The organism is Arachidicoccus sp., assembly GCF_050436765.1.
Classification (GTDB): domain Bacteria; phylum Bacteroidota; class Bacteroidia; order Chitinophagales; family Chitinophagaceae; genus Arachidicoccus.
Genome location: NZ_JBNQGD010000007.1, coordinates 1 through 12,493, shown reverse-complemented (window position 1 = coordinate 12,493; position 12,493 = coordinate 1). Strand labels below are relative to the sequence as shown.

Below are 12,493 nucleotides of genomic sequence, written 5' to 3'. Positions count from 1 at the left end.
TGAGCGAAAGCCGGGTTAATGGCGAGACCTGTTGCGATGAGCAAGGGTAGGCAAAGTTTTTTAACTACTGTTTGTTTCATAATAAGTTCAATGTTTAAAAATTTCTTCATGACTATAGGGTTTATTTATTCATCCAATTGTTGCTCTGCATCCATTCAAATAGCGGTACCATCCAGCCCGGATGCTTAAACACAAAACCGTGATTGCCTTTTTGATAAATATGCATTTCGACCGGCACATGATGATGTCTGAGTCTCTCAAAATAAACAATACTATTATCGACGTCGACCACTTTGTCATCTGCAGCCTGGGTTATATAAGCTGGAGGAGAATCATTATTCACTTGCAATTCATTAGAATAAAGGTCTATCGTTTCTTTGGTAGGATTCACTCCCAATAATTGTTTGCGCGAATCTTTGTGTGTTAAATTATCCTGCATGCTAATAACCGGATAGACTAATATTTGAAAATCCGGTCGAAGATTGGTGTTGCTTTTGTTTTCAATGAGTGCCTTACTAAAATGTGTGGCTTCAGTGGATGCCACGTGTCCTCCGGCGGAAAAACCCATAATACCCACTTTGTTTGCATCAATGTTCCAAATAGATGCGCTGTCGCGCACCATTTTAATGGCCTGTTGCGCGTCCTGCAAAGGCGCTATTGTTTTATTCACCTGGAAGGAATCATTAGGCAATCGGTATTTCAACACAAATGCGGCTACTCCCTTTTTAGCGAATGCCTTTGCTGTCGTTACGCCTTCGCCTTCATAAACCAAGACACTGTAACCACCACCCGGGCAAATGACGACTGCCGCTCTCCCGGCATTTTCTTTAGGTAAATACATTTCCAGTGTTGGTGTAATAACACGACGGATTAAACCTTCAGCTGGATTTTCAGGCATGTCTTTTAATGTAGTTCTTTTGGCATTGGGAATACCCTTGGGATAAAGATTTACGGTTCGTTGTGCCTGAACAGCGAATGGAAATAAACACATCCAAATGAAGTAAATTTTTAATTTTTTCATTTGTTTTTATTTTTTCTAAGCTTCCATTGGTTATTAAAAAAATCAACCATTACTTTATAATATTTTTCCTCCATTACACCAGGCCCATGCCGACCACCCGGCACTACGATAAATTGTGAAGGCACTTTGGCTTTTTTGAGTGCGGTATTCATCATCTCACTTTGGCATATCGGCACTAATGGGTCTTTGTCTCCATGAAAAATAAGAAACGGCGGGTCACCTGCGTCTACATAAGTTATAGGATTCGCTAAAGCACATTTTTCAGGATTATCTTTTATGGGACCTCCAATTAAATAGGCCTCAGGCGAATTGGGCGTAATGACACCCGCTCCACTGCGACAAGAATCGATCACTCGTATATCAGTAGGACCAAACCAATCTACCACTGCGTCCACACCGCTTCTAAATTTCATATTAAGACCAACGTTGCCTTCAATATTTTCTGTTACCTTTCCTACAGTATATTCTGTAACACCACCCGAAGTCCCGGCAAGCGCAGCTAAATGACCACCCGACGAAAACCCGGTAATTCCGATAAAACTTGTGTCAAAATGGTATTTGGCCGCATTCGCCCGTACAAACCTAATCGCAGACTTTATATCATTTATTTGCGCAGGGAAGACTGAATCTTTTGATGATCTATGATTAGGCGCAACTACTGCGAAACCTGCATCCACTAATGGTCTGCCTAATGTTTGCATCGCCATACCTTTGAAACTATTGCCAAACCAAGCACTTCCATAAATGACTATAACAACAGGGTATGTGGCTCGATTTTCTTGCGGCAAGGAAATATCAAGTTTGTGATAAATCATCCTATCACCAGCATAATTTACGTCTTTCCAGCTTTTTATACTTTGCTGAGCAAAACAATGAATGCAAAAAAAAGATAAAACAGTAAAAAGCAAATATCTCATATCAAGATAAATTATTTTCTAAAAAGCAATGGCGCAAATTGTTTTAATTCCTGAATAACATCGGCGCAAGTTCATGCAGGCTACGACGCCAGGTAAGAAATTCGTGCGCAGTATTTTCAGAAACATAGGAAACGGCATTATACCCTGCTCCTTTTAATGCAGTTACAGCATTCTTAACTCCGTCAGGTCTTTCCCTGCTGCCACAACTTATAAAAATGAGTGTCGGTTTTGTTTTGCCTTTAAGTTCTTCCGGTGTGTAGATACCACCGCTCAGCAATGCATAATAAGAAAATACATTAGACTTATTCAGCGTGATTGCGTGGGTTTCCATACCACCCATTGAAAGACCAGCCATCGCACGATGTTCTCTATTTGCTATTGTGCGAAAATGGGAATCTACATAAGGTATTAATTCATCAACTAACACGGTTTGAAATGGCTCAATTTTAAAATCCTTCATGTGACCCCATTTCAATTCGTTAGTCATCCCGTAAGTCATCACAATAATAAATGGTTTTGTTTTGCCTTCGGCAATCAGATTATCCATGATAAGGTTTACGCGTCCCTGGTTACTCCAGGCCGTTTCATCCTCGCCCCAGCCATGCTGCAAGTATAATACGGGATATTTTTTTGAAATATTCTTATTGTATCCGGGCGGCGTATATACGAAAGCGCGGCGCTGCGAATGGGTACTTTTTGAATTAAAAAGGATCTGAACGACATTACCATGTGGAACATCTTTCAGCGCATAAAAATCCTGGTCATGAGCAGGTATTTCAATACCACTTTCCCACCGTGTAGAACCATAGAAGTTCAGTGCACCGGGGTCATTAAAAGTTCCCCCGTCAACAGAAAGGTGGTAGTAATGAAAGCCTTCATCCATCGGCCCTTCCGTAGTACCTGTAAAGAAACCATCTGCCCCTTTCGTAAGCAGGGTACCGCCTCTACCGCCTAAACCCAGGCTCACCCGAATGCTATCCGCCTCAGGCGCTTTAATTTTGAATCGGGCATAACCCTGAGAGTTCACCTCTGGAAATTCCTGCCCCGGTTGGTTAAGTGTTGAAGGCTTGAAGTCTTCGAGAACATTTGTTTGCGCGAAACACATTTGACCGACCAGTAGGGCTACGGAGAAAATAATTGCTTGCTTTGATTTCATTGTATATTTTTTAAATGATGATTTTTATATAGAAAACTTAGCGTTTAAAAAATTGAATTTTAGATTTACTTAAAAAGCAACGGTGCAAAATGGAGCAAATCATTCCTCCATACCGGCCAGCTATGTCCACCAGGGTATTCATAGTAAGTATACTTTATTTTCAATTGATCTAATTTGTGCAACATTATTTTCCCATTTTTATAAGCAATATCTTCCGGACCTCCTTCTGAAATCCAGAATTCCTTTAGATGGGCATTTATCTTATCAGCATGCTCCTTCATAAATGCATATTCTGCGTTAGCTGTTTTGTCCATCATGGGAACTATCCACCCAGAGCTGAAAACACCGATATATGCAAACATATCCGTATTATAAAGGCCTGTATAAAGTGTATGCATCCCTCCCATCGATAATCCCGCTAAAGCACGGTTGTTGGCGTCTGTTTTTACTCGATATTTATTCTCTACGAATGGAATAATAGCTTGTTTCATTTCTTTTTCAAAAAGCTTCATTCCAAGTTCAATACCTTCCGGATTAAACCCGCCGAAACCTATGTTTGCATCCGGCATCACGATTAACATTGGTTTAGCCTTTTGTGCAGCAATAAGGTTATCTAAAATTAAATTTGCTTTACCCTGATGAGCCCATCCTGTTTCGTCCTCACCACCTCCATGTAATATGTATAAAACGGGATATTTGACATTGGTGTTTTCATCGTATCCCGGAGGTGTATAAATGTATAGTTGTCTCCATGAATTGGTAACATTAGAAAAATAATTCTCTATTCGAATATCTCCGTGGGGGACTTTTTTTAGTGCATAAAAATCACCATCCCCAAAAGGAATTTCAATGCCGCTGGCCATTCTTCCCATACCATAAAAGGTTTCGCTAGCAGGATCAGCGACGGCAACACCGTCAATAATTAAAGAATAATAATGAAATCCTTCCCCAATGGAATCTGTTGTAACTGTCCAGTAACTATTGGCATCTTTTACCATATCATATTTCTTACCTAAGTCTATCTGAACGCTGTTCGCATCGGGGGCTTTTATACGAAATATTACACGGTGGTCAGCTAAAATCTGTGGATACTCCCCACCGCGGATATTTGTAGAAGCTGGTGCCCCTACAACTGGGTATTTAGAAAAGGTAGAGGTGTCAACGGCTTTAAAGATTAATTGAGAAAACATATACAAACCGTTTTTCCATACCTTCCATTCGTGCACACCCGGTTCGATATAATAAATATGAGGCACATTGTTTTTAACCAGATAATCGTGTGTTCTTTTACTAAAGCTGATTAAACCGTCACTAGCTCCGCAGGAAATCCACAGTAGTTTTAATTCTTTTTTTGCCATCGCCGGATCGGGCACTAATTCTTCCGGTGTCTTTGTATTGGGCGCAGCCGAGAAAGAGCCCACCCAAGCAAATTTATCAAGATTCCCCAAACCAAAATTTAATGATTGCCCCCCGCCCATTGACAAACCTGCAATGGCACGATGGGATCTATCGGTATAAACAGAAAAATGCTTTTGTATGTAGGGAATCAAATCAGACAATAAATCTTTTTCAAATGTAGCGAAGGCTTTTACCTTATCGGGTGCCATAATATTTCCAGTAGCTCTGTCATCTTTCATCGCTCTACCGTTAGGCAAAACAACAACCATGGGAACAATTTTTCCTTGAGCATACAAATTATCCAGGATTACTTCAGGGTGACCATTCATCAACCATTCATATTCGTCTCCACCTATGCCATGTAGTAAATATAAAACAGGGTACTTTTTATTTTTAGAATAACCGGGTGGCGTATAAACAAGCGCTCTACGAATGGTATCTACCGCTTTTGATTTGTAATAAATCGTATCAATTTCTCCATGTGAAATATCGGCTTGGACTTGGTCAAAACCCGGTTGCGCGTGTCCAATAACCGACTGAGCCTTAGAAGTACTTGATAATGCAATAGCAAATAACAGGAAAAGAAAAGCGTATTTCATTTTTTGATTGTATTAATTTAATAGAAGGACGTATTTAAGACTTGTTATTTATTTTTTTAAACTACCCTTTTCATTAGCCTTATATTCAAGCAATGGCAGCATTGTCGTCGCATATCTCTCCCCAAATTTTCTATAACCTGCAGCGTCAAAGTGCAAATGATCCTTCCAAACGGAGCAACCTTTCGAGGAAACAACATGCGCTGTAGGAATAGTTTGCGGCAGTTTATCTATAATCGTATTCATACTGGCACAAATACCTCCTTGATCAGCATTAACAACTTCTCCGGCAATCAAAGGCACCGAAGCAGCATTAAGATGCAAATCCTTGAGAAGATTATCATAGACACCTTTTACCTTTGTAGGCCAATTTTCATCACCTGTATTAGATTCACCTTGATGCAAGAGTATTCCCTTTATTACACCGTACTTTTGAGCAATTTTAGCAATCTCAACCAATCGTCCATAAGGATTGCCATCATATTGCTTAATCATGTTTTTCATCCAAACCGGAACTGAGTCAGCGTAATCTTTATAATTATTTTTATCGAAAAGTTCTATTTTACAACCGCCAACAGCTACATTAATAACGCCTACTTTTACATCTTTTGGAAGATGTAGTAAAAGTGCCCTGCCAAAATAATCAACAGGTGTTAATCCTGTCGTACAACGGCATAAAGGAGGAACAGCAGTATACCACTTTCCTTTTTCCCTATGCAAATTGGGGCAATCGACCGCTTCCATTACCTGAAAACGACTATTAACAGTGGTATCCTGAGGCTCAATCCTCGCATGGCCTTCCATATTAGACTGGCCAAAACAAAGAAATATGTAAAACTTCTGATCTTGTGCAAAACAGTGCAACGCCATAAAGCACAGCATCATCAGCACCAATATGAATCGTTTATTAAGTCTACTAAAATTTATTTTAATATTTTTCATATTACTGATTTCTGTTTAAAATCGTTAGTGAAGGTTTTATTAGTTGATAGTTTCCACTTAAATGCATAAGGCTGAATAAATACAATAAACCATCATAGTAAGAGTCGAAATAACCATCCTTATAAGGTACAAGTTTGGCATTCCATAATGCGTGTATAAAATCGAAATTATCTTTTCGAATCATTTCAGTTGAAGCAACAGTCGCCACCAGACCCAGCGAATGGCGAAGCTCCTTGACTCCACCGGCTTGCAATATTTGATCAGGTACAGAGCCATCCAAATTAAACTGGTCTTTAAATGAATCGATTCCTTTTGATTTAAAAAAGATCTGAATACGTTTCGCATAATCCCGTTGCCATTTTTTATCTTTTCTAAACCAATTATAATCCATTGCAATATTCATTGGAACACGCCAAGAATCGTAACGAAACGCCGGATGTAGCCAACTTCCATATGGTTGTCCATTAAAGTCTGCAAGGTCAGAATTTAAGCCGGTTGACGCGCTACAAGCACGGTGAAGAAAAGCCCTTGCTGTATCCGCACAATCCGCATAGAATTTTTCATGACCATCCTTTGCGTACAACGCCCAAACTTCATAAAAAGCAGGTAATTGATAGGAAGGATCTGTATAATTATAATTTCTGCCTTCCGGCGTAAAACATATTTGTTTATGTTGGGTATTGATAATATTGAATACACCTCCACTAGTGCCATCTTTGCTCCACATGTTATCCAAAATAAAACGCGCTTCTTTATAATAATTTATACCCGTATTATTGCCCCATCTATTGGAAGCAAATAACAAGTCTGTTATAAAATACAATTCACCATCCGAGGCAGTTCCCGGAGAGTTTTGTTTCATCGTTTTGGGATTAATACTCCAAGCAAAATAACCTTTGCGTGGTCCATCCTGATGCTGCAAATATTTTTTGCTCCACCGCCATATCCTGTCAAATACATCTTTTTTATTTAATTGGACCGCGATCATCATGCCATAAGAGAGCCCTTCCGTTCTTGCATCATGATTTTTCAAATCTGTTATATAGGCCATGGAATCACCGACTTCAAAATAAACCTTGTTCGGTCCGTTAAATAAATCATCATATGCCTTATCAACTTTTGCGTCGATGTCTTTTTGGCTATACCCCGCATTCAGGAAGTAATTTGGATAATCATTTGTATAAAATGACCCTTTATCTACTTGTGCCTTAACAATATTAAAGCCCAGCAAAAGCAAACAGGTAATTAGATAGCAGATTTTTCTGTTTCCAAATAGTAGGCTTATTTTTTTGACTATAATCATGAACTACTTTTAAAATTTGTCATTCACTTTATTAATCCGCAATCAAATTATAGGTGCTTCCTTTTTTTGTTGATATGTCGTAAACTAAAGTCTTCCTCAATTTCGGTAACGTTATTTTTGCTTTATCAGAAATGATCGGGTCTTTTATTTTTTCCGTTTGATAAAATGAATTGGAATTATTTCCAATAGCAATTTTAATCTTCGACCCATCTGCAAACGCCAAAGAATTAGGCACGCGCAAACGAAGGTTGCCGCCAATAGTTGATTTAATAGACAGCCTCACAATCTTGGCATTCTTCCACTGCAGGTCTACAATTTCAAATCCCCCAATTGCACGAAGGCCGCTAATACTGCCTGTCGCCCACTCATCAGGAAGTGCCGGAATCAAGTCTATATCACCGTCGTCACTTTGCATCAGCATTTCGGTAATGCCCGAAGTGCAGCCAAAATTCCCATCAATCTGAAAAGGCGGATGTGCATCAAAAAGATTATTATAATTTCCACCTCCGCCTTCATTTGTACCTACAGGCGAAAGTTGCTCTTTAATCAACTTATAGGCATGATTCCCATCCAGCATTCTTGCCCACCAGTTAATCTTCCACGCCATACTCCAACCCGTTGATACATCTCCACGTTGGATTAATGTATTTTTAGCAGCGCTATAAAGCTTGGGCGTTCGATAGGGCGAAATTTGATTAGATGGGAACAATCCATACAATTGGGAAATATGTCGATGATGATCGTTGGGATTATCTAAATCCTCCAACCACTCTTGCAGTTGTCCATATTGACCAATTTGCATTGGAGCCAGGCGACTTCTCATTTCCCTTAAAGTATCTACAAAGGCAGCATCTTTATGAAGAACTTCTGCAGCTCGAATTGTTTTGCTGAAAATGTCAAAAACAATTTGGTTGCTCATTGTTGTACCGGCGTCGATAGAAGCGCCTTGATGCGATTTTGGCGAATTCTCCGGCGACATATCAGGGCAAAGAACCAACCAGTGGTTATGGGGATCTTCCACTAAAAAATCCACATAAAAAGTCGCTGCACCTTTAAGTATCGGATATACAGAAGCTAAGTATTTTTTATCTCCGTTGTATAAATAATGTTCCCACAAGCTCTGACTAAGCCATCCGCCACCATTACTCCAAATACCCCAAAACGCACCATCAACACCACCCGTAGTCCGCCAAATATCAGTATTATGATGAGCCATCCAACCCCGCGCACCATACATATCATGCGCCGTTTTTTTGCCAGTTATCGACAAATCTTTTATCATATCGAATAATGGCTGCTGCATTTCCGAAAGATTGGTTTTTTCAGCTGGCCAATAATTCATTTCGGTGTTGATGTTAATTGTGTATTTGCTATCCCACGGCGGATACAATTTGTTATTCCAAAGTCCTTGAAGGGTGGCAGGCTGGTCACCAGGCTGAGAAGAAGATATCAACAAATAACGACCATATTGATAATAAAGCGCAGCGAAGCCCGGATCGTTATCTGTCGCAAAGTTTTTTAAGCGTACATCTGTTGGAAGTTTAGAGTCAGCAGTTTTGCCCAGATTAATTTTTACCCGATTGAAATATTTTTGGTATGCCTGAATGTTCGCATGTAGAATTGTTGAGAAAGATTTGGCAAAAGCTTTGTTTAAATAACTTTCAGCTTTCAGATTTTCATTACCACTTAAATTGTGATAATTAATAAAATTAGTGGCAATAGAAATATAAAGTGTAACGCTATCTGCATTTTTCACCGTTACAGAAGTATCATTTGCAATAACGCTTCCTCCAGATAATTTGAACTTAACTATCCCTTTATATTTCACTTCACCCTTAACACCTTCGTGGTCGATAGTGGTTCCAGCAATTGTAAGCTCTTTGGACACGGTGGTTTCTATAACTGCATTAGGTTCCGGTGTCGAGAAGAATGCTTTGAAGGAAATACGTCCAGCCTTACTTGCCGTCAAATGCATCACTATTACATTATCTGGAAAAGAGGCCAGCGCTTCTCTTTTAAATTTAACGTCCCCAATGGTATAAGTAGTTTTTTCAATAGCATTCTCTATATCTAAAGATCTGTAATAATCGGTGTAGTTTTCTGCACCGCTAAATTGGAGATTCAAATTACCCACTGGTTCAAACATCTGCCCTTGAGATTTTTTACTAATGATGGTCTTGTTTGCCAAATCCTCAGCTTCTTTATATTGTCCACCAAAAATTAATGATCTTATTTTGGGCAAGGCAGCCAAAGCGGCCTGATTATCGTTGCGATTAGGGCGTCCACTCCAAAGAGTACCCTCATTTAATTGAATAATCTCCGTAGGTAGGTTTCCATAAATCATTGCGCCCAATCTGCCATTGCCAATTGGTAAAGCATTTTCCCAAGTTTCCCCAGAAGGTTTATTATACCAGAGATTTAAGTTGGTATTGGATTGAGAAAAAGCGGGGATAAAAATAAATGGGAAAAATGCTATCAATAAGATCTTCATTATTATTGTTATTATATTTTCAATATAAAAATATCTGTTTTGTGTGATATTAGTATTTATAAAGATTGACCACATTTTCTGAATTGCAATCGATTGCGCAATAGAGAAAAAAAAATATGATTTACGCGTCAACCTTATTTTACCTTCATTAAAATCTGATCCTAATTTTTTAAACCCAACTAAACATTTGTAAGGCTAAATTAGGAAATAATTATCAAACTGACAATTATTATTTCTAAAAATTAATATTCAATTTCATTATTATTAAAATCTATCTAAGCGATGTATTGAAAAAAACATAAATCGGTCATAAGACCATCATAGAATCAAGTTGCTAAGCAGAAATAATAAATACAGTCAATGGGTAAGTGTCTGCCGAAATCATATTTTATCAAAAATAAAACGATAATTTAATTATTTTATTTTAGATAAGACAAAGGAGAAGTTCAAATTTCAAATAAAACCTATCAGATATGAAGGCATTTACATAATATTTTGTCCAAAAATAGAAATGAAAAACTCAAAAAATAAGCCCTCCCAATAATTAAAAAAATCAGGAGTGGCTTGAATATGCAGAAAGCAAAAATAAATTTTAGCGAATAAAGGCTTCTAAAATCTAATCTATCGAAGCTGTTTAATTATTTTTTAAAGATGGATTCAATTGAACCTCTTTATTATTATAAGGCAAATACCAGTTTTTTGTATCAGATAATATCGAAGTGACTCCAGCTTTCTCATCATCAGAAACACGTTGAATTACGTGACTTACCAAATAGTTAATATCTGGAGAAGTTGGTGTACCACGATGCCTAGAAAATCTCATTAAATCAAACCACCTTTTGCCTTCAAATCCTAATTCGAGTCCCCTTTCTCTTAAGATATAATCTTCAATTTTTTCGGTCGAAGAGTTGACCGAAATACTATCTTCACTAGTTGTTGCTACGGTTGCATTTGGCATACCCACTCTACCTCTCACGCCGTTTATCTGGGATATGGCCGTAGCCTTATCACCCGTGCGGTTAGCAGCTTCAGCCCATAATAAAGACACATCTGCACAACGATATAAATAAAACGAGAAATCACTCTGGTACGGTGCACGTACTGTCGGACTGACGTTTACAGTATCTGGAGCAACGGCCCCTAATCCAATAAATTTCCAGATAACAGGATCACTATTTAGTCTATTATAATAAGGAGCACTCCCCGCAAAAGAGTATCCGAATCCTCTATATAATTCGTTATCTAGATTACTTTTGGATATACTGTTTGGGTAAGAAGGGTCATATGCCTTCATTGCAACCATAGAAGGAGCGACCATGTATTTCCCGCCCGAAGCTGGATCGTTCGAGGTTAACATCATTAAGGAATTTGTTTCTCTTGCGCTGAAACTAAACTCTACTCTTATGAGTGGTTCTTGCGCATATACATCAGGAATATTTGAAAAAACATTCATCCAACTAGCATTCATTCCCCCTGGAAGGCCTTGAATCAAATTATAATTTTTACAGGCATTGAGTGCATCGTTATATTTATTTCTCCACAAGTATACTTCTGCTTGTAGCGCACAAACACTTTGCTTTCTTACTCTTAATTGATCTGTTGTATAACTTTCTCTTAGGCCTGCATCGAAGCTATTAGGAACATAAATTCTACTATCGGTTTCAGAATAAGCTCTATTTAAGTCTACTTCTATAGAATCAAGTATTAAATCTTCTGATGAGGGAGGTATGTTATATAACGTATCCACCTTGCTTATGTCATCAATTGCACTCCAAACAAATGGAACCGACCCAAAATTTTCAACCAACTGAAAATAGCCCCAACACCTCAAAAATCTAGCTTCGCCAACATATTGCGCTCTTGTTGTTGTAGAAAAATAGGTAGAATCCAGTGGCACTTTGTTTATAATGGAAATTAAATAATTTGCTCTATTAATCAAATCATAGTACGGTTGCCATTCAGTATATTTATTATCTCCAGTCACTTTTTCATTCGCCAGCTGTAAAATATCATCATTTGCACCTGAACCTGGTGTAACCCAATCACCCCTCATTTCTCCCAAAATAAATTGATATTCTACCAGAGGTTGCAAGGCTTGATATGTTCCTCTTAAAAGAAATTCGGCATCCCAATAGCTCTTTGGGAAATTTGACTCTAGTACAACATCTTTGGGGGCAGGCTCTAAGAATTTCTTACACCCGCTGGAAAAAGAAAGTACCGTCAAAAGTAAAATCAGTAATAATAAAGATTGGTTTCTTATTTCCTTCTTATAATAAACTTTCATTGTATTTTTATTAAATATTATTAATCTTATAGACCTAACTGAACTCCAAAAATAAAGGACCTTAAAGGCGGAACATTTCCATAATCTACCCCATACATTATTGGATTGCTATAATTAACAGCTATCGGACTATATCCCTTATACTTAGAGATGGTATATAAATTCTGTGCCGTAGCTAATATTCTTGCACTTTTAAATATCCCTTTAAAGATTCCTGTCAGAGGGAACGTATATCCTAAGGTCAAAGTTTTAAATCGTATATAGGAACCATCTTCCAACCATCTTGTAGAAAAACGGCTATTCCCTACTAAATCATTATCTAATAATCTCGGCATATTCGTATTATCACCTTCATTTGTCCAATGATTGAGAACAGTAGTAGATT

8 protein-coding genes and 1 pseudogene are annotated in these 12,493 nt (G+C 38.1%); all 9 read right to left on the bottom strand.

Features of this window, described 5'->3' with window-relative positions; genetic code table 11:
* Positions 1-121: 121 nt before the first annotated feature.
* Positions 122-1,021, bottom strand: coding sequence for an alpha/beta hydrolase (locus ACQR30_RS00340; RefSeq protein WP_429729645.1), 900 nt, complete (start codon positions 1,019-1,021; stop codon positions 122-124).
* Positions 1,018-1,938: a prolyl oligopeptidase family serine peptidase gene (locus ACQR30_RS00335; RefSeq protein WP_429729642.1), complete on the bottom strand. Its 921-nt coding sequence runs from the start codon at positions 1,936-1,938 to the stop codon at positions 1,018-1,020. Before ACQR30_RS00335 ends, ACQR30_RS00340 begins: the two co-directional genes overlap by 4 nt.
* Before the next feature lie 43 nt (positions 1,939-1,981).
* Positions 1,982-3,094, bottom strand: coding sequence for an alpha/beta hydrolase-fold protein (locus ACQR30_RS00330; RefSeq protein ID WP_429729638.1), 1,113 nt, complete (start codon positions 3,092-3,094; stop codon positions 1,982-1,984).
* A gap of 65 nt (positions 3,095-3,159) precedes the next feature.
* Entirely contained in the window at positions 3,160-5,091 is a 1,932-nt protein-coding gene (locus ACQR30_RS00325) for an alpha/beta hydrolase-fold protein (RefSeq protein WP_429729635.1), read from the bottom strand.
* Between the two features lie 48 nt (positions 5,092-5,139).
* Positions 5,140-6,030 (bottom strand): sialate O-acetylesterase, encoded by an 891-nt coding sequence (locus tag ACQR30_RS00320; protein WP_429729632.1) that lies wholly within the window; start codon positions 6,028-6,030, stop codon positions 5,140-5,142.
* A gap of 1 nt (position 6,031) precedes the next feature.
* Positions 6,032-7,333 (bottom strand): glycosyl hydrolase family 8, encoded by a 1,302-nt coding sequence (locus ACQR30_RS00315; protein ID WP_429729629.1) that lies wholly within the window; start codon positions 7,331-7,333, stop codon positions 6,032-6,034.
* A 31-nt stretch (positions 7,334-7,364) separates the two neighbouring features.
* Positions 7,365-9,824 carry a glycoside hydrolase family 95 protein gene (locus tag ACQR30_RS00310; protein ID WP_429729626.1) on the bottom strand — a complete coding sequence of 820 codons (2,460 nt, stop codon included), beginning with the start codon at positions 9,822-9,824 and terminating at the stop codon, positions 7,365-7,367.
* A 634-nt stretch (positions 9,825-10,458) separates the two neighbouring features.
* Positions 10,459-12,108, bottom strand: a complete 1,650-nt coding sequence (locus tag ACQR30_RS00305; RefSeq protein ID WP_429729623.1) for a RagB/SusD family nutrient uptake outer membrane protein — start codon at positions 12,106-12,108, stop codon at positions 10,459-10,461.
* Positions 12,109-12,134: 26 nt separating this feature from the next.
* Positions 12,135-12,493: pseudogene (locus ACQR30_RS00300) on the bottom strand (SusC/RagA family TonB-linked outer membrane protein); the annotation flags it as partial.